General features: G+C 63.3%; 16 protein-coding genes. All 16 read right to left on the reverse strand.

Features of this window, described 5'->3' with window-relative positions; genetic code table 11:
- Window positions 1–38 precede the first annotated feature (38 nt).
- The 16 genes from BM009_RS06535 to BM009_RS06610 all read right to left on the reverse strand — a co-directional run bounded on the left by BM009_RS06535 (window position 39) and on the right by BM009_RS06610 (window position 17,877).
- Window positions 39–239 carry a hypothetical protein gene (locus BM009_RS06535; RefSeq protein ID WP_093294868.1) on the reverse strand — a complete coding sequence of 67 codons (201 nt, stop codon included), beginning with the start codon at window positions 237–239 and terminating at the stop codon, window positions 39–41.
- Complete coding sequence (locus tag BM009_RS06540) at window positions 236–1,276, reverse strand: RecA family protein (protein WP_093294869.1); 1,041 nt, start codon at window positions 1,274–1,276, stop codon at window positions 236–238. Before BM009_RS06540 ends, BM009_RS06535 begins: the two co-directional genes overlap by 4 nt.
- Entirely contained in the window at window positions 1,276–2,259 is a 984-nt protein-coding gene (locus tag BM009_RS06545; RefSeq protein ID WP_093294871.1) for a hypothetical protein, read from the reverse strand. Before BM009_RS06545 ends, BM009_RS06540 begins: the two co-directional genes overlap by 1 nt.
- Before the next feature lie 107 nt (window positions 2,260–2,366).
- A complete protein-coding gene (locus BM009_RS06550; protein WP_093294872.1) occupies window positions 2,367–3,401 on the reverse strand; it encodes a hypothetical protein in 1,035 nt (344 codons plus the stop codon).
- A 90-nt stretch (window positions 3,402–3,491) separates the two neighbouring features.
- Window positions 3,492–4,043 (reverse strand): hypothetical protein, encoded by a 552-nt coding sequence (locus tag BM009_RS06555; protein WP_093294874.1) that lies wholly within the window; start codon window positions 4,041–4,043, stop codon window positions 3,492–3,494.
- A gap of 51 nt (window positions 4,044–4,094) precedes the next feature.
- Window positions 4,095–7,514: a DNA polymerase III subunit alpha gene (gene dnaE, locus BM009_RS06560; protein ID WP_093294875.1), complete on the reverse strand. Its 3,420-nt coding sequence runs from the start codon at window positions 7,512–7,514 to the stop codon at window positions 4,095–4,097.
- On the reverse strand, window positions 7,511–8,068 hold the full coding sequence (locus BM009_RS06565; RefSeq protein ID WP_093294877.1) for a hypothetical protein: 558 nt from the start codon (window positions 8,066–8,068) through the stop codon (window positions 7,511–7,513). The genes dnaE and BM009_RS06565 overlap by 4 nt, the downstream gene beginning before the upstream one ends.
- Before the next feature lie 96 nt (window positions 8,069–8,164).
- On the reverse strand, window positions 8,165–9,406 hold the full coding sequence (locus BM009_RS06570) for an AAA family ATPase (RefSeq protein WP_093294878.1): 1,242 nt from the start codon (window positions 9,404–9,406) through the stop codon (window positions 8,165–8,167).
- Between the two features lie 98 nt (window positions 9,407–9,504).
- Window positions 9,505–10,938, reverse strand: a complete 1,434-nt coding sequence (locus BM009_RS06575; protein WP_093294880.1) for a cobaltochelatase CobT-related protein — start codon at window positions 10,936–10,938, stop codon at window positions 9,505–9,507.
- Window positions 10,939–10,940: 2 nt separating this feature from the next.
- Window positions 10,941–12,233 carry a sigma factor-like helix-turn-helix DNA-binding protein gene (locus BM009_RS06580; protein ID WP_093294881.1) on the reverse strand — a complete coding sequence of 431 codons (1,293 nt, stop codon included), beginning with the start codon at window positions 12,231–12,233 and terminating at the stop codon, window positions 10,941–10,943.
- 138 nt (window positions 12,234–12,371) lie between these two features.
- Window positions 12,372–12,947 carry a hypothetical protein gene (locus tag BM009_RS06585; protein WP_139216566.1) on the reverse strand — a complete coding sequence of 192 codons (576 nt, stop codon included), beginning with the start codon at window positions 12,945–12,947 and terminating at the stop codon, window positions 12,372–12,374.
- Window positions 12,948–13,203: 256 nt separating this feature from the next.
- Window positions 13,204–14,292 carry a hypothetical protein gene (locus BM009_RS06590; RefSeq protein WP_093294884.1) on the reverse strand — a complete coding sequence of 363 codons (1,089 nt, stop codon included), beginning with the start codon at window positions 14,290–14,292 and terminating at the stop codon, window positions 13,204–13,206.
- Window positions 14,292–15,620, reverse strand: a complete 1,329-nt coding sequence (locus tag BM009_RS06595; protein ID WP_093294886.1) for a DnaB-like helicase C-terminal domain-containing protein — start codon at window positions 15,618–15,620, stop codon at window positions 14,292–14,294. The genes BM009_RS06590 and BM009_RS06595 overlap by 1 nt, the downstream gene beginning before the upstream one ends.
- Window positions 15,621–15,691: 71 nt before the next feature.
- Complete coding sequence (locus BM009_RS06600) at window positions 15,692–16,486, reverse strand: hypothetical protein (RefSeq protein WP_139216567.1); 795 nt, start codon at window positions 16,484–16,486, stop codon at window positions 15,692–15,694.
- Window positions 16,483–17,301, reverse strand: a complete 819-nt coding sequence (locus BM009_RS06605; RefSeq protein WP_093294889.1) for a PhoH family protein — start codon at window positions 17,299–17,301, stop codon at window positions 16,483–16,485. Before BM009_RS06605 ends, BM009_RS06600 begins: the two co-directional genes overlap by 4 nt.
- 93 nt (window positions 17,302–17,394) lie before the next feature.
- Window positions 17,395–17,877, reverse strand: a complete 483-nt coding sequence (locus BM009_RS06610) for a M15 family metallopeptidase (protein ID WP_093294890.1) — start codon at window positions 17,875–17,877, stop codon at window positions 17,395–17,397.
- Between the last annotated feature and the right edge of the window lie 22 nt (window positions 17,878–17,899).

Here is a 17,899-nt window from a genome sequence, read left to right on the forward strand (position 1 = left end):
ACCTTGCGAGCGCTCGCTTCTACTTGGCTTGTGGTGGCTTACGCTGCTGCGTTCCAGCCGTTCACTACGTTGCGCTCCTCCGGGGCCAGCGACGCTCCCCACCCGGAGAAAATGAACTGCGGGTCGTCGCCGGTGATTTCACGAAATGCCTTCGCGACCGCGGCACGCATAGGAGCGTCCGAGCCCGGCGGAAGCTTCGACGCATCAACTTCCCCGATCTTGCAGCCCCAGACCTTCATGCTGCCGCGTCCTGCGCTTCGGCGATGTCGATCAGGATATCAAGGTTGGCCGGGTCCTCGTTCAGATGCTCGATGAAGGCCGCCTTGCCCTGGATCCGCTTGCTCTGCCAGGTGAACCAGGCGCCGCCCTGAATACCGAGCTCCGTCAGGTGTTCGGCGCCGATGTGGTCGATCATGGAGTCCATGACGTCGATGTAGCCGGTGCCATCCTTGCGCCACTTGAACTCCCAGCTGGTCTTCTGGAACGGCTGGTAAGTCTTGTTCTTGATGGACTCGGCCTTGATCTTTTGCGCGATGACCTCCTTGGTCTTCTTGTCGCGCTCCATCTCCCGGCCGAGGAACAGACGCAGCGATGCGTAGTAGGGCAGGGCCTCGCCGCCCACCGTGTACCGCGGATCGCCATAAGCGACGCCCGGCTTCATGCGCAGCTGATTGAGGAAGATCGCGAGGACGTTGTTCTCGGTCACGAACTGGTTGAACGCCGGGAGCTCCTGACTGGCCGCCATCGCGAGCGCCAGATTGTCCTTCATGTTCTGCCCATCGCCCTCCTTCTTGTCGCGTGCGAGCTTGGCGGCCGGCACCATGCTTGCGAAAGAGTCGAACACCATCACGAGCGGCGCTTCGAACGGGATGATGTCGGCCTTGCGGATCGTCTCCATCCAATCGATCGACTGGTCGAGCGAAGCCTCGAAGGAGCGGGGGCGCTTGTAGTTCCAGATCCCCGGCGTGTCGTCGAGCCCAAGCCCCTTGGCGAGGTTGAGCATGAACGAACCTTCGTGATCTTTGAACCCTGCGGCGCCACCAGCCTTTTGAGCCTGCGCCATCACCGCGGTCGCCAGCTGCGTCTTACCGGCGCTCGGCGGCCCTGCGATCTCGACGATGCGACCGGTCTTGATGCCGCCGCCGCGATACTTGCCAGATAATGCGCGATCGAGGTTGGGGACGCCGGTGGAGAGGAACAGGTCGTGGTCGGAAACTTCATCCGACGTCACGCCGCCCTTGTCGAGAGCTCCAGCCAACTTTGCTGCGATACTCATTACTTTCCGAACTCCTGTTCAAGCTGAATAAACGGGGAAATGAACTCGTCCATCTTCGAGAGCATGGACGTGAAGCCGAACTCGGCGCAGAACTTCTCGAAGGCTGCGCGGTCGACCTTGGCTTTGGTGCCGCGAATGTTGGTCGGGGCGGGGATATCCGGGTGACCCAGATCCATCATCTTCAGCGCGAACTCGAACCGGGCCTGAAGCTCGGTGTCATCGCGCAGCTTCTGGAACTTGGCCGGGAGCAGCTGCGGGTCGCCTTTCTTTGCCTTCGGCACAGTCTTGCCTGCTGCCAGCCACTTAGCGACGGCATCTTCTTGGCTGAGCCGCATAAAGCTGTGCACGCAGTCGAACACCGAGAGGAGCTCCACCGCGCCCGCGTGACCGATGCCGGTGCGAGGCTTGACGTTGTCGCCGGTGTCGCCCTGCAGCGCCTTGGCGTGAATGAACGCTTTTTGTGAGGCGAACTCGGTGAACTCGTGGAAGTTGGTCACCGTGACCTTGCGGTCGATCTTGTGATCGATCCAGGCGACGCCGCGCTCGACGAGCTGGATCCAGTCCTGGTCGCCGGTGATTAGCGTCACCTGATCGCCGCGGGCCAACGCCTTGCGCGTCAGGATCGCCGCCATGTCGTCGGCTTCCATGTTGCCGGCGACGAGCTGTGAAATGCCGAGGAGGTGAAGGCCGCGAAACATGTCGCGACGCTGGGCCTTGTAGCGCTCGCGCTCGGCCATCTTCTCGGCGGTGTCGGTACGAGTGCCCTTGTAGTCGGGGAACTCGCTGTAGCGCCATGAGCGGCCATCCCAGAGGATGATCGGCGTAGCGGCCAGGCGGGTGCGGAGGATCTTCTGGATCGAGCGCAACATCCCGAAGATGGCGGTCGTCTCGCGTTCGCCTGCGTAGAGCTTGCCCTGCTTGCCGTTGCCGTGCTGCGCGGCGTGACCGACCGAGTTTCCGTCAATGTAGGTCCGGCGGATCATGGTATTCCTGTCGGGTAGAGGGTGCGGGGGAGGGCAACGCGCGCTCCCCCGCCTTCAATCGGCGGCCTGGGCCGCCCGCCTGGAGCCGAAGCCCCAGGCACCTTCCGTCATTCGAGGCCGGCGAGGATGTCGTCGATGTCGTCCGAGTCCGCGGCGGCCGGTGCCGGCTTGGCGGCGGGCTTCGAGGCCGGCTTGGCGGCGGGCTTCGCCGGTTCCGGCTCGGCTTCGGGCTCTTCGTCGACGACCGACGCGATCGCGGCGTCGAGATCGGCATCTTCGAAGTCGGCGTCCTCGACTGCCGGCGCTTCTTCCTCGTCCTCGTCGAGCACTTCGGTCACCGCCGCGGCGTTGGTCTTGCTCGCGGCAGCGGTGCCGCCCGCGTTGGTCAGGCGAGCCTGCGACGTCGACGACGCGCTCGTGATCGCTGCGGCAACGGTGATGCCCGCCGCGCCATTGATCTTGCCGAGGAACTCGAGCGCCTTGCCTTCGAGATTTTCGAACTGCGAGGCGATCCAGGCGTCGAGGTCGATCGCCTTCTCGAGGATCTTCGGCGTGAGCTTCGCCTTCTTCGGGGTCACCGTGAACTGGTACTTGGTGTCCATGCCCGAGCCCGATTTCTCGCACTTGAAGACGTGGCCGTTGTCGAGGCTGGCGATGTCGTAGTCAGGGTCTTCGTCGGTCCACGCCTCGAACTGCGACAGAATGCCGTCGAACGCACCTTCGCTGACCTCGATCAGCACCGGCTCGTTCGGCGCCTGATCCTTGTCGTCGAGGATGAGGGCGCAGAAGATCTCGCGCGGGCTGGCGAGCATCTTGCGGTAGTGCTCCTTCGTTTCCGCGTCCGGCGCCTGGCGCATGGCGTCGAAGAGCATCTCCTTGATCGGGTCACGCTCGCCATAGGTGATGTCGCGGTCACCGATGCCGAAGAAGCTCTGGCCGTCGAACGACTTGAGGTAGGTCTTGCCATACTTGCGCGAGAAGTCGCCCGAGACGGTCGGCGTGCCCGAGGTGTCCGGCGCCGGCAGAATGCGGAACTTGGTCTCGCCGTTCTTGAACTTGTAGGGGCGGAGACCCTTGCTGCGGTTGGCTGCGATCGCCTGCCGCTTCTGCTGGATCCGCTCGCGTGCGGTGAGTGCGCCCATAATTCCTAATGCTCCTGTGTTCACTTCGAATAGAGTGTGTGTCGTTCATAACTCGCGCGAGACACACCTGTCGCGCGGCTTCGTGGTGGGTTATTCGGTTGCGTCAGCCTCCTGTCGCATGGGCCGCGCCCGGTTGTTGCGTTGAGAACGGCGCTGGTCGTAGCTGGAGGCTGCTTCGCGTGCGTTCTGGATTACGAGATTGGATTTCAGCTGCGCCTGGGTCAGGATGCCCAGGGACTTCAGCATCTCCTCGCGCGTCTTGAACGCGTAATAGGCGACCTTGCAGATGGCTTCGATCTCGTCGGCGTCCATCTTCTTGATCTGCCACTCGCGTGAGGACTTATCGAGCGCGACGGCGGCGGCCACCATGTCTGCGGTCACCCGCTCGGGCTTGGTGTTGGTCTGGGAGGCCTCCTCCTCGGCGGCCTCGCGCAGCTTGGCGCGGTGGGTCGTCGTGAGCTTGGCCTCGATCGCCTTCAGGGTGAGCGCTACCTTAGCCGCCTGCTTCTTGGCTCGGGAGTGCTGGATACCGTACCAGGCGGCGCGAGCGGTCTGGGTTCGCATCGCCTCGGAGATGTCGCCGATCTCGGCGTCGATCTCCTTGACGAACTCATCCACGTCGATGAAATCTTCAAGCGTCATGCTGTTCTTTCGCTGGGTGTGATGTGTGTTGTAACGCACGCGCTCAGAAGGTCAACAAGAATTGTCGACCAGAGCGCGCACTTCGGAGAAAACTTTCGTCAGCGCTTCCCGCTTGCTCGCATCGTGATAGATCTGCGTTGGCTTGAACCCAACGATAACCGTGGCATCGAGCTCGGCCGAGTAGGTCTTGCGGCCGACATGATCGGCAAGGCCCTTCAGGTCGGGGTAGAATGTCTTGATTGCCTGCGGCCCGAGGAGCACGATGACTGGCGGCTTCATCGCCGCGATTTCGCGGTAGAGGTAGGGCAGGGAGTCCGCCACTTCCTTGGCCGGCAGATCCCGCTCGCCCTTCTTCAGCGGCCGGCGAAGCACCCAGGTCCACACGGCGTCGTCAAGCCGCATACCGGCATCGTGGAGGCTCGGCGCCACATAGTTCACATAGGAGAACTGGTGCTTGAGCTCCTCGTAGTCGTTGAACGGCGCGTCCAGGATGACCATGAATTTCGGCGCGCGGCCGAGCTCGCATGGCACCGCAGCCTCGCCCAGGTTCGCCATCATATCTTCGACCACCTGCACCACCGTGTCGGCGACGAGATCGTCGACCGGGATGTCGCGGGTCGCGACGACGCCCTGGTCGCTAATTGCCGGCATCAGCTCGATCTGGTCACGCTGACGGGACGGGTCAGTCGACTTGGCTTGACCGGGCACGATGCGCGCGAACGCGCCGACGCGATCGAGATGGTCGATGGCCTTGCTGTTCACCGCGCGGCTCGGCACGCGAGCCTTGAAGTCCTCCATGCTCACAAACCGGCCAGGGCCGAAGGTCTCGGTTGTGGTCACCTTGTTCTTGCGGCGCCCGGTGCTGCTCTCGACGACGACGGGGTTCGGGTCCGAGCGCGCGGCCATGATTGCACTGGCGCCCTTCTCGGACACGTTCTTCACCGCGGACAGGGGCGCGATGATGATGCAGTCGTTCAGCGGCTCGAACTGGCCCGTGGAAATGTTGACGTCGGGCGGGATGACCCGGATTTCGTCCTTGGCCGCCTGCTTCACGATGCTGGCGAGCTTGTCACTGTCCGCGATGCCCATGCTGGCGGTATAGAACTCGACCAGGTAGTGAGCCTTCAGGTAGGCGGCCTGATACGCGATCAGCGTGTATTCCACGGCGTGGCTGCGATTGAACGCGTAGCCGGCGAAACCTTCGATGTCCGTGAAAAGGCGATCGGCGTCCGTGTCCGGCATGCCCGAGGTGTCGACGGCGCCCTGCACGAACTTGTCGCGCTGCTGGGCCATCATCACCGGGTCCTTTTTGCCCATCGCCTTGCGGAGCACGTCGGCTTCGCCAGGCGTGAAGCCGCAGAGGACACGGGCGATCTGCATCACCTGCTCCTGGTAGGCGATCACACCATAGGTGTCCTCGAGGATGGGCTTGAGGCTCGGCCACGGGTAGCTCACGGCCTCGGTCCCGGCGCGGCGCCGGATGTATGCCTCGGTGATGCCCGCATCGAGCGGGCCGGGACGGTTCAGGGCGTTAAGCGCGACGAGATCCTCGAAGCTGAGCGAAGCAGTTTTCGCCATCTCCTTCAGCAGGCGCCGCACGGACCCGCCCTCGAACTGGAACACGCCGGCGGTCTTCGCGCCCGAGAAAATCGCGAGCGTTGCCTCGTCGTCCAGCGGCAGCTTGTTGATGTCGACGCGGACGTTCCGGCGCTGGAAGATGAGCTTGAGCGCCTGGTCGAACATGTCGAGCGTGGACAGGCCGAGCACGTCGAGCTTGATGAGCCCCTGCTCTTCGCTGACGCGCTTGTCCCAGTTGATCACGCGCGCGTCGCCGCGCTTCTCTACCACCGCGCGCTTGGTGAGCGGCTCGCCCGCGACAACGACGCCGCCGGCGTGCGTGCCATAGGCTCGCATCTTGCCCTCGAGCTTCAGCGCCCGATCCCAGATGTGCGGGAACTGCTCCGCAAACACCTGGATCTCATGCGTGGTTTCGAACGCGTCCTTCAGCCCGGCCGAAACGCCGTGGGTGTCGCCGATGAACTTCGTGGCGCCCAGCTGGTCCTGCGGGAGGCCATAGATGCGCGCGACGTCACGGATCGCACCGCGGGCGCCCATGGTGTTGTAGTTCACGATGCCCGCGACGTTCTCCGCACCATACCGGTCTGCCAGGTAGGCGATCACCTCTTCGCGGCGCGTGGACATGAAGTCGAGGTCGGCGTCGGGGAGATCGAGACGATCGGGGTTGATGAAGCGCTCGAACAGCAGCTTGAACCGGATCGGGTCCACGTCGGTGATGCCGACGAGATAGGCGACCAGGCTGCCGCCCACGGAGCCGCGGCCCGGGCCGACATAAATGCCCTTGCTCTTCGACCAGCGAACGAGATCGGACACCAGCAGGAAGTACGGCGCAAAGCCGAGGCGCCGAAGCGTGTCGAGCTCGAACTGGAGGCGCGGCAGGTATTCCGCCTTGAGCTCCGCCGGGCTCGGCTGGTGCGCGAAGATGGGCGCGGTGAAGCGATCGCTCCAGCCTTCCTTGCATAGGCGCTTGAGCTCTTCGTCAGGATCGTTGGCGAGTGACGGCAGCGATGGGTCGAGCTTCGCCCATTTGTACTCGGCCAGCTCCACCAGACGCTCGGTGTTCATCAGCCCGCGCTTGAACTCGGCGCCCCAGTTGCGGCCATAGCGGTCGGCGACCGCGTTGCTGGCGCGCACTGTGGCGGCGGCCAGCTCCTTTACCGTGTGCGGCTGGTACCGCGGGACCGGCTGGAGGTAGTCGCTGTAGGGGCGACGATCGGCGATGCCCGCGTTGCAGCTATAAGCGTCGTCGTCGTGATCGAGCCAGAACGCCGGCTGCACCACCAGCGGCTCCCACTCGGGCATGGCGCTGAAACAGCCGTTCAACTTCGCCCAGTCGATCACGCGGTGGTTCTGTCGCGAGAAGTAGGGCGTGTCGCTCGGCACAAGCTCGTAGAAGCGCGCTACGAAGCGAACGCGCTGCGCGAGGTCAGACATCGCTTTGAGCATGTCGTCGCGCTGTGCGACGCTCTCAAGGTCACCGGTGCTTATGACGAGACAGTCATCGTCTAGCGTCGACGCGAGATCGTCCCAGGTGACCCGCGGGACGAAGTAGAAGCGGTCAGCGTCGAACCCGCGGGTAAGCAGGCGGTAGAGCGACCGCATGCCCTCGTCGTTGGTGGGGTAGAGCTTGAGGAAGCATGCTGTCTCGCGCTCGCTTTTGTCGCGGCCAGCGTCCTCCTCCATGATCACGCGGACGCGCACGCCGGCGAGGAGCCGCTTGTCGAGCTTGCCCAGCTTCTTCGTCGCCTCCACCACGGAGGAGATCGTCATAGTGTCGCAGATGCCAACGACGTCAGCGCCCGCCTTCTCGGCCACGGCCGGCAGATCGTCGATGCCCAGGATGGACTCGCCAAGGGAGAAGTCGGTGCGCACACCGAGCAGGGGGTGGATCATTTCAGCTCCAAGGTTGCACCGTTGCGCTGCACGCGCTTGCACACGGTGAGAATAGAAACGGTCGCGTAGGTGCTGCGCTGCGCGTTCTGAGCGCTGAGCGAGAAGCTTTGCGCGATGCACGCGGTCAATTCGCGCATCGTGTGCGGTCGCTCTCGCAGCGCGCTGATGACGGCCGCCATGATGCGGTTCACGCCGGCCACGACTTCGATATGCGCGTGCCGCGGGTCGATGCGATTACGAACCATTTTGTCGATTGTGGAATGCGCTCGCAGATCCAGGTGCGTCTTGAGCGCCATCACGCCTTCTTCGTCCGGCATCGGGGCGGGCGGGGTTGGCTCGGGCTTCTTGCGAGCAGCTGCCTTCTCGGCGCGCGTCTTCCAAGCCTCACTCATTTTCTTACCCGTGCCGTCGCTGAAGCGATCAAGCAGGCGCATCATCTGCGGCCGACGCTTGTCTACCATAGTGGCACAGTCGGCGTGCGCCGCGCACGCGGTGCAGTTCGGCGAGCCCGCGTCGAACGCGAGCGAGGAGCCGAAGCAACCAGGGGCGGGCATGTGTGTCACCTTGCACGGATCCAGATCAAAAAGGTGGGCGACATTCCTGTCGCCCGAGGTGAGGAGCCGAAGGTGAGCGCCTTCGACGGGAGTTGCTTATCCGAAGATGCGTTGCGCGGTCTGACGCACGGCCTCGGCCTGCGTGGAGTCCAGGCGATTTGCGTAGGCGAGCTCGATGCCCTTGCGGAACGCGCCGCCCTTGATCATGCCGATCATGGTCGCGCGGATCGATTCACGCGGTGAGATCGGGAGCGACAGTTCGCCATTGCCGTACATCTGGCGGATGCGGCTGGCGAAATCGACCATCTTCTCCGCGACGTCCTGGCTGACGCCGACGCGCTGCTTCAGGATTTCGATTTCCGTCTTCGTCTCGGGATAGTGGACCTGGATGGTCACGCCAAAGCGTGAGTAGGCGGCGGCGTTGCCGATCTTGGTGCCGCTGTAGAGACCGGTATCGTCGCCCGAGCCGTTGGTGTTGCCCGTCGCGATGAAGCGGAAATTCGGGTGCGGCTTGACCAGACGCTGATGGGGAGGGGCCTCCTTGATGTAGAGCGGCTTGCCCTCGAGGATCGGCTGATAGACCGCGATCACGGCGGGGTGCGCGAAGTCGTATTCGTCGGCGACATATACCCAGCCGCGCATCATGGCCTCGGCGAGGGGGCCGTAATCGAACTCGGTGCCCCCGTTGCGGACGACCATCTGCCCGATGATGTGCGCCTCTTCGGTGGTGTCGGTGTGCTGGACACGGACCCAGGGACGATGGAGGCGGGCGCAAATCTGCTCGACCAGCGACGTCTTGCCGGTGCCGTGCATCCCCCAGGCGAGCAGCGGGAAGTTGAGCTGCACGGCCATCACGGCATCCTTGAGCTCTTCGGCGCGGAAGACGTAGCTGTCGTCGATCGCCGGCACCGCCTCGGCATCGGAGACGTCCAGGTTTTGCATCACGTCGATCTGGATGGGGTCACCCTGCGACGCGCCGCGCTTGGGCGGCGAGCGAAGCTCGTCGGTCAGCGGCATGTCGAACACCTCGAACATGGGCTTCTTGACGGTCGTGCCCGGCTGGGTGAACGGGAGAACCTTGGCCGCCATCTTCTGGCTGGCCTCGTCCTGGGCGCGACGCTCAGCGGCCCGCCGGGCGGCGGCCTCTTCGAACGTTTTGCTTTTGGTCGGCGCTTCGGGGTAGTCCGCCTTGTACTTCTGCTCCGTGACGCCAGGATGGGCGTTCGCGAGATGCTTGGGGATGAAGTGCTCGGCCGATCCGCAGATCTGGCAGAGGACCTTATCGCCGGCTGCGTCGTAATAGCCTTCAGGCTGCTTGAGTGCGGTCGCGGTGCTCATTTCTCACTCCTCAGTGCGCTTTTGCGCTTTCGATGTGTGTCAGTTACCACACGCACAAACCAATTCAAGCGGGAATGTGTGTGGCAGTTCGCATTGGATCAGCCGACAATGAAGCGCTTTAGCAGCGCCAGCAGCTGCCGGGGCATCTCGTTGACATCGTTGATGACGATGGCGTTGCTGTAATAGGCGGTGGGGCCTGCATGCTGAATGCCCACGCCTACCAGGTCGATGCCCGAGGCCTCGATCGCCTTCACCACCTGGCGGGACTGCCGGGCATAGGCGCCATAGTCTTCCGCGCTGCGGGCTTCAAAGACCAGGCTGCCCGGCTCGCCGTCGGTCATGCAGATGAGGATCTTGCGGCGCTCCTTACGCTGCAGAAGGCGACGGGCTGCGAACTCAAGGCCACAACCTTCCGGCGTGTAACCCATGTTGTACCCGCATGCGCCGGTTTGGCCGCGTGAGTTGTGAACATGCCCGAAACGCCGCATCACCGGGATCGTCCAACGCTCCTCGAACGCCTTGAACTTCGGCATCACGATCGGGAACATGCGGTGAATCTTCGCAACCTCGTCCGCGGCGCGCACCTCCTGCAGGTAGCCATGTTCGCGGACGCGCGGATCCTCCGTTTTGTCGGTAAAGCCCAGGCACTCGAACGCGATGCCGAGTTTCGCGAGGACCGAACCAAGCGCGTATGAGGCCTCCGTGGCAAGCACGGTGCGGGCGCCGTTCATTGACCCGGAGCAGTCGATCAACAGCGACAAGGCGGTGTCGAGGCTCTCCGCCTCCTGCCGGCGCGTGAATACACGGTCGTCATTCGCCATGATGCGGTGCAGGTTCGGCCCATGCAGCCGGCCGGAACGCATGCCCGGCACGCGCTTGACCTGGCTACGGGCGGCGATCAGCCGGCGGAGATCCTTCTGCAGCGGCCCCGTCGCCGATGCGACCTTCTGATCGATACCTTCGAGGCTCACCTGATCGGGAATGGCGATGTCGACCATGGCGTCAAAGTCTCGCGTGAAGACGCGGAACTCTTCGCCAGCGGCATCCTCGATCTGCTTGCGGATGAACTCCTGCATCAAGGCGTCCATGTCCTTGATCTGAGAGGCGTCAACCTCGATGATCTTGTCGTCTTCCTCCTCGCGCTCGCTTTCAAAGTCGCCGCCGTGGTTCGTGTTGCTGACGTCCGGCCTGCGCGAGCCTGCGTCGACCGGGATGCTGCCGAACGGGAAATCCTCGAGGTCTTCGTCCTGCTCGTCCTCGGCGTCTTCCTCGTCGGTGTCGCTGGGGCGGCGGCGCGGGCCGTCCTCGTCGTTATCGAGGTCGGTGTCGAAGTCGATTTCGGCGCCATCGTCCTGGTAGTCCCAGTTCTCGAGCATGCTCTCGAGCCACTTGGCGTCTTCAACATAGCTGCGGAACTCAGGATCGCCGGCGACGTAGCGGTTCATCGCCGCGACGTGTTCGGGCGGCCAGAAGGTTTCGTCGGGACCACACTCGTCGATGAGGTCCATCGCTTCGTTGACGGAGAGCTTCATAATCAATTCCGCGATCCCTTCATCAGCTGCCCCAGGCGGCGGCGTGCATTGCGCAGCATGCCCGAAACTTCACTTTCCGACTTGCTCATCTCCTTCGAGATTTCACTCACCGACATCTTGCGTTGCTTATACAGAAATAGAGCTTTGCGTTCAGTGGGATCTAGTTGCTTCAGCGCGTCCGTGATCGAGAGACCGCTTTTCCCGCTGCCCGGGCGATCGCCTTCATCTTGGTCATCGGCGTCCCCATCATCTGCTTCTCCGGCGCTAACTTCCGAGTCGTCATCGGCGGCATCGCGGTCGTCTTCCCCGCTTTCGCCCTCGCCATGGTCGTCCGACGAACCGTCGCCTTCATCGTCCCCGCCGGTGCCCGCGCAGCTATCGGCGTCATCGCCATCTTCACCGTCGCTCTGACCTTCGCCGTCTCCGTGACCCTCTGCGTCGCCTTCGTCCTCGGCGCTTTCGTTCTGCCCCTGGTCGTCGGAGGCATCTTCTGCATCCGGGGTGTCGTCGGCGTCTTCATCCGAGGTGTCGTCCGAGGTGTCGTCGGCGTCTTCGTCTGCGGGATCGGGCGACGACGGTGCCGGCGGAGGCGGCGCCTTCTCTTCGCCCTTCTCGGGCTCGGGCTCGGGCTTGGGCTCGCGCTTGGGCGGCTTCATCGCCTCCAGCATCGCCTCGACGATCTCTTCGACGTCGTCGAAGGTCTCCATCGCCTTGAGGCGCCGGGAGAGATCGGGCAGGCGGCTTAGCAGCGGCATGAAGTGCGGCCAAAGCTTGTGAGCGTCCATATGCTCCTGAAAAGCCTTCTGACCGGCCAGCGCGCGCATTGCGGCCACCATGACCCCGCCGAGCGCCTGGCCGGCATCGCCAGAGGCAAGCGCCTTCTCGATCGCGGGATGGATCATGGTCGGGATGAACTGCTCGTACATCCGCTCGAGATTCTCTTTGGTGCCCGGCAGATCGCGCGGGAGAAGCTTCTCAAGCCGGATGTCCTCCACGATATTGATGAGCGCTGCGGCCTTTGCCGTCCGGCCGGCCTTCGTCGCGCGAGCGAACGGGGTATAGAAGATGTGGCCGACCTCATGGTCGAGGTAACCGTGGATCGCCGCGAGCAGCTCGTCCGACGCGTTGTCGTTCAACTCGGGCAGCACCAGCTTGAGCGCCTTGTTGCCCTTGGTAGCGACATAGGGCTGGTGGCCGCGGAATTGTACCGCGATGCCGTCCCGCGTGAGGAGCCGAACGGTCTTCGCCAGCGAGTCGCGATGCGACACTGCCTTCAACGCTCCCGGTGCGCTCATCGTTGCTCCTCCATGTGTGTGTTGCTCTGCATACGATCGCGATAAAGAAAGAGCGCGAAGCAGTCTAGTGGCTTCGCGCTCTTCTTTTGTGTCATGCTTTGGCAGCGAGCTCTTCAGCGACACCGCTTGCGATCGGTGTCAGAGCTTCGCCAGGAACTCGTCGAGCGCCTTCCGCTGTACCGGCGTAAGACCCGCCGGGTGGTGGTTGCGGATCGCCTCGACGATCGGCACTTCGCCCAGGCTCATCCAGCGACGCGACGGATTACGATCGGTCACAACGTCACGCAGCACATTCACGACATTCTGCGGCAGGCTGTCGAGCTCGGCGCCGGCCAGCGCCTCCAGGTCGGTCGCTACGAAGCTGTCGCTACCCTTCGCCTTGGGGGCGGCCCGGGCGCCAGAGAGCATGCGCGCCCAGTCGATTTCGGGGTGCCGCTGCTCGAGCACAGCCATGATGAAATCGCCAGCGTTGAGCTTGAGAACGCGAGCAATGTCCGGGGCACGATCGATGGGAATGGGCACGCGGCCGGCGGCCATGTGCGACAGCACCACGGCCGTCTTGTAGTTCAACAGCTTTGCGACGGCGCGCTGGTTCCACTGCTTCTCACGCTCGACCTGATTAAGGCCGTCCGCGAGCATTTTGGTAGCACGGGTGTGCTGAAAGGGGTAATCACCCTCCGCTGCGTTCAGATTGATTGCCGTCGTTACTGCCATCTTATTTGCCTCCTCGTTGCTGCGTCGCTCGCTGCCTGACGCTGGTGTTAACACACACTTGGTTAGCGACACTGCACACGTTGTCAACAGTGTTACTCTCGCTAACAGGGCATTTCGTCAGAACGAAAACAGAACATACTGGCTCAGTCACCTCCATTCGCTTGGAAAGCTTCGAAGCCACGAAATATGTGTCGACATGCACACCAACATGAACGGCATGTTAACGCCTACCATTTCGGGTATGTTTCGGACGGCACTACGCGTAAGGGTTCCGCAATTTGATCTTGATCCCCAGTGCCTTCGAATACGGCAATGCTCGATCAATAGCTTTCCTTACGATCTCACCCGCAACCTCGGCCGGATCCTTCCCCCGCGGCAAGAAGCCGATGCGGACTGCGAAGCCGTAGCGCACCAGTTTTTCAGCGGCTTTGACGGCGCCAGTCAGCGCCGCGCGCTCGCCGTCCCAAAGGATGGTGATGATCTTGAGCCCTGCCGCCTTTAGCTCCATCAGCGCCTGCAGCTGCGTCGGCATGCCAGGCTCAGCGTCCAAGGTGAGATTCTTGCCGAATGAGCCGATGGCCCCGATCCCGCGCCAGTTGCGATCGCCGTCTATTGCAGCCTGGATTGCCCAAACGTCGGGCGCGCCTTCCCCCATCACGGCGTGCGCCCAGCCCTCCACCTTCGCGCGATGGCCGTTATAGAGGTACCTTGCCGTGGAGCTCAGGCGAGCGGGGAAGAGATACTTTGGATCCGCTTTTCCCGTGACATCGCGGCCCTGGAATGTGACCAGTTGCCCGCCGAGATCCCGGATGGGGATGATCACACGGCCGGAAAACACCTTGCGCCGGTCATTGCCGTCCTCGTCCTTATAGAAGAACGCTCCATCGTGACACATCCTTAGCTCGAACGCCGTCTGGATGGCGGCCGAGAAGCCGCGGTCGTTCAGGTAGGGAATGCCCGCGGCGCCGGCGGCCACACTCATCGGGAGCTTGAGTGCGCCCGACAATGCGGGGGTTACCTGCTTCCGCACGCGCTGCTTGGGCCGCCAGCCGCCGCCCTTTGCGATCTCGTCAAACTTCGCGCCAATCGCCTTGTTGTCCTCTGTCGCCAGGTGAGCGGCGGCGAAAGTCCACAGGTTGAATTTCGTGTCGCAAGAGCCGTGGAAGCAGTTGCCGTAGCCCGAGTCTACTCCCAGGTAGACCTTCCAGCTGGACCCGCCGCACTTGGGGCACTCGCGAATGTTGAACTGGCGCCCGCGGCTGCCAGATGTCTGGCGATATTCGATCCCCTCATATTCAAGGAAGTCTTCCGGCGTGACGTTCTGGTAGCCGCTATCGCCGTTCATCAGTCGAAGCCCATGAACTCGGTGAGGAACCGCATGCACTTCAGGTCCTGCTTGAACCGCATCCGCACACCGCTCTCGGCGTTTCGCATTTCGGAGAAGTAGAGAACCACCTCACCGTTCGCGCGCTCGTCGACCGACTGGTTGATGGTGATCAGCACGTCGGCCGTGCGGACCACTTCGTAATCGTCGGCCGCGTCAGTGCCGTCCGAGACGTTTCGCTGCGCCTTCTGAGTGCCGGTGCGGTTGGTCTGGTAGCCGGTGATGACCGCGGCGTTGAAGGTGGTCCCCATCGCGCGCAAGTCCTGACCGACTTCGGCCAAGCCGAACCGCTTGTCCTGGTACTGCTGCTCCGGCCTCATGATGCCCAGGTAGTCGACGACGATCAGGTCATAGTCCTGGCCGTTCGCCTGCTTCTTCTTCAGGATGCGGACGAGCTCAGAGACCTTGAGCGTGCGGATCGGGAACGCCTGGACGTCGAAGACGCCGAGGCCGGGCTTCTTCTCCCATGCCTCGAGCGCGGCATCGACTTCGGCCTGGCGCTGGACCAGCTCCTTGAAGGCCACACCAGAGACGTTCGCGTCGCTGCGATCCTCGATGATGTCCTCAGAGACTTCGCAGCTGGCATAGAAGACGCGGAAGCCCGCCTCGGCCGCCTTGAGCGCGAAGGTGATCATCGAGGCGGTCTTGCCCGACTTCGGCGGCCCCATGAGGATATTCAGCTCCTTGCGACCCCAGCCGCGGTGCGGCGTCAGCTGGTTGTCGAGCTCGGGGAAGCCGGTGGTGATGCCGCCGTTCGTGTAGCCGCCTGCTGCTGCCTGCGCGCGCCGCTGCTGACGGTTCGCGCGCCCCGACGTGAAGGTGCGCGCCACCTGCGCGTCCGTCGCGCCGACCTGCTTCGCCTCCTCAATTGCGGCGAGCCCCTTGAAGATCTTGGTCTGATCTTGGCTATCCAGCGCGTCAGCGAGGCCCATTGTGGCGTTCTCGAGCGCGGCGTGGCGGGCGAAATCGGCGATGGTGTCGATCACGAACTGTCGGTCGGCCAGCGGATCGCGGTGCAGCACGCCGAGAAGCCGCTTCACCTCATCGAAGTCGGCGATCTTCACCTTCTTCGCAGCGACGAGGCGCTTCATCACCTGCACATAGGTCTGCAGGGTGGGGCAGTGGCCGTATTTCTCCAGGTAGATCTTCTGGATCGCGACGATCGCGGCGAGGGACTCGTTCTCGAAATACTCGGGCAGCACCAGGCCGCCGACCGATTGCACGAACACGTTGTCGCGCAGATAGTGGGCAGCAAGCTGCTCCTGAAAGGCTTGATCGAACTGAGACATGAACCCTCTGGTGTGTGTCACTTCGCATACGCTGCAGGGTGCGATGCGTCAATGCGGTTTGCAGCCGCGGATCAATTAGCGATGAGGCGGGCGCGCTCGACTTGATGCTTGCCGAAAAAGGCGAGGGCGTCATCCACGGGCAGCTGGGGCGTGCGGTAGACGACGTTGGCGAGACCGGTCGCCTTATCTGCGCGCTGCTGGATCTGTTCTATCAGCCAGGCGCGATAGGCGTCCTGGGCGGGCAGCCCGGCGTAGTTTTCCACCTTGAACATAGGGTGCTGCGCGGTGAAAAGCCGGCTCTCGCTCAGCTTCTCCCATTCTTCGACCACCAGGGCGCCGAGCTTGGGGGAATAGAGCTGCGCGGGCTGGGGCAAGCGGGTCCACATCGTGTCGATCGCCACTTGGTTCGCCAGCCGGACGAACTGGTCATAGGGCATGCCGAGCGCGTCACAGGTGAGCATCGCGTTCCACATGCCGGTGATGTGCTTGGCATCGCGGTCCCAGATCTCCTCCACCGTGTACTGGACCGGAGCCACGCCGATCAGCGCGGACCCCAGGCGCTTCCCCTGTGAGGCGGACTGCCGGGCGCGCTCGCGAGTGAAGCGACGCGCTGCGATCTTGAAGGACCGATAATAGTGGTGCGCGAAGAGCAGGAAGCTGTGGCCCGGCGATAGCCGGCGATAGTCCCACCACTTCGTCCCGTAGACCGCCGCGACGTCCTTGATGTGCCGCTTGGGCACATGCGCCGCGATCAGGCCCTCGATCCTGGCGGCCGGCAGGTTCGTTCCGAAGAACGCGCCCTGCACGGCCGCCATAAGGACGGCGTCGTCAGCGTGATCCTGTGCTGAGAAGACGCCGAGGGTCATGCGTTGCCGAGCGGCTGGGCGGAGTAGTTGAAGAAGTCAGGCACGGGGTTGGTGACCGGAGCGTCGCGCTCGCGCGGCTCATCGGCGTAGCCGAGGCACACTTCCTTCGCGATGCCCGAGCGCACGATGTCATCGATCCCGAAGCGCACATAGCCGAACTGCGGGTGGCTCTTGAAGCGCTTGACCGCGTCAGCGAGGCCGGAAGGGCCGGTGATGTCCGTCTGCTTCAGGTCGCCGTCGACGATCATCGACGTGCCTTCACCGATGCGGGACAGGAACATCTTCATCTGCTTGGGCGTGGTGTTCTGCGCCTCGTCCAGCAGCACCGTGCAGTTCGAGAAGGTTCGACCGCGCAGCATGCCCAGCGGGGCGATCTCGATCCGGCCCGTCTTGAGGAGGTACTCGACGAAGCTGGTTCCCAGGCGCTCGTTCAGAATGTCGATGACTGGCTGCGCCCAGGGGAGGACCTTGTCTTCGAGCTCGCCCGGGAAGAAGCCGAGCTCTTCGCCGGCGCCGACTGCGGGGCGGGTCAGGACGAAACGATGCTCGTTGTCCTCGATCAGACGGTCGGCCGCGGTCGCAGTGGGAACGAACGTCTTGCCGGTGCCGAACTCGCCCTCAACGAAGGTGATCGGGTAGACGTTGACGGCGTTGGCAAGCGAGGCTTGAGCGTCGGTCAGTGGTGCCCAGGCCTTGCGCTTGAAGGGGGCACGGGGAACTTGGAGGCTGTCACCGGGAAGCTCGTTGCGCGGCGCACGCTGCTGTTTGCTGTTGCGGCGCGCTTGCTTCCCGGTGTTACGGGCCTGCTTGGTCATTAGTCACTCCTAACGCTGTGCGTTGACGTGTGCGTTCTTGCACACACATTCTACACGACGCAAGAAGTTTCGTCGCGGCTTAATCGCCGCGCGTTATGCCAGCTCGAAATGCGGGCTGTCGGTCTCGCCCTTTTCCCGCGGCCGGCCGTTCTGGTTCCAGTCGGCGCCCCAGCGGAGCGAGACCCTCTCGAGCTTGGCTGCCTCAAGCACCAGCTTGGCCAGGGCGTCGAACCGCTTCAGGTTGTTCCAGTCGACGGGGTAGGGGATCAGATCCACCGCGTGCCCGAAGCCGTCCTTCTGTTTGCGGTGCTTGCTGTTCAGCGGATCGCTGAGCCAGGTGACCTTCGGCAGTCCCGGCGCCGCATGCACCGCCGGGACGCCCTTGGCGGCGCACTGGGCCGCAGTACGACCCTTGCCGTAGTTGATATAGCACTGCTGATCGGTGCGCACGCCCTCGATTACCTTGAAGTCCAGGTCGGCGGTTGCCATCAGAGCAGCGCGCGTCACCACGCGCACGATATCGGGATGAACACCCTTCAGATGGGCAAGGGATTCACTGCCCAGACGGATTGCCATTGCTCTCTCCTACTGTGTGTTT

This window comes from Sphingomonas sp. NFR04 (assembly GCF_900114095.1).
GTDB lineage: Bacteria > Pseudomonadota > Alphaproteobacteria > Sphingomonadales > Sphingomonadaceae > Sphingomonas.

Coding starts and splice junctions, on each gene's coding strand:
- BM009_RS06555 (WP_093294874.1), bottom strand. CDS start 4,043: ATGACGCTTGAAGATTTCATCGACGTGGATGAGTTCGTCAAGGAGATC.
- BM009_RS06535 (WP_093294868.1), bottom strand. CDS start 239: ATGAAGGTCTGGGGCTGCAAGATCGGGGAAGTTGATGCGTCGAAGCTT.
- BM009_RS06575 (WP_093294880.1), bottom strand. CDS start 10,938: ATGAAGCTCTCCGTCAACGAAGCGATGGACCTCATCGACGAGTGTGGT.
- BM009_RS06585 (WP_139216566.1), bottom strand. CDS start 12,947: ATGGCAGTAACGACGGCAATCAATCTGAACGCAGCGGAGGGTGATTAC.
- BM009_RS06540 (WP_093294869.1), bottom strand. CDS start 1,276: ATGAGTATCGCAGCAAAGTTGGCTGGAGCTCTCGACAAGGGCGGCGTG.
- dnaE (WP_093294875.1), bottom strand. CDS start 7,514: ATGATCCACCCCCTGCTCGGTGTGCGCACCGACTTCTCCCTTGGCGAG.
- BM009_RS06550 (WP_093294872.1), bottom strand. CDS start 3,401: ATGGGCGCACTCACCGCACGCGAGCGGATCCAGCAGAAGCGGCAGGCG.
- BM009_RS06570 (WP_093294878.1), bottom strand. CDS start 9,406: ATGAGCACCGCGACCGCACTCAAGCAGCCTGAAGGCTATTACGACGCA.
- BM009_RS06590 (WP_093294884.1), bottom strand. CDS start 14,292: ATGAACGGCGATAGCGGCTACCAGAACGTCACGCCGGAAGACTTCCTT.
- BM009_RS06545 (WP_093294871.1), bottom strand. CDS start 2,259: ATGATCCGCCGGACCTACATTGACGGAAACTCGGTCGGTCACGCCGCG.
- BM009_RS06610 (WP_093294890.1), bottom strand. CDS start 17,877: ATGGCAATCCGTCTGGGCAGTGAATCCCTTGCCCATCTGAAGGGTGTT.
- BM009_RS06580 (WP_093294881.1), bottom strand. CDS start 12,233: ATGAGCGCACCGGGAGCGTTGAAGGCAGTGTCGCATCGCGACTCGCTG.
- BM009_RS06565 (WP_093294877.1), bottom strand. CDS start 8,068: ATGCCCGCCCCTGGTTGCTTCGGCTCCTCGCTCGCGTTCGACGCGGGC.
- BM009_RS06600 (WP_139216567.1), bottom strand. CDS start 16,486: ATGACCCTCGGCGTCTTCTCAGCACAGGATCACGCTGACGACGCCGTC.
- BM009_RS06605 (WP_093294889.1), bottom strand. CDS start 17,301: ATGACCAAGCAGGCCCGTAACACCGGGAAGCAAGCGCGCCGCAACAGC.
- BM009_RS06595 (WP_093294886.1), bottom strand. CDS start 15,620: ATGTCTCAGTTCGATCAAGCCTTTCAGGAGCAGCTTGCTGCCCACTAT.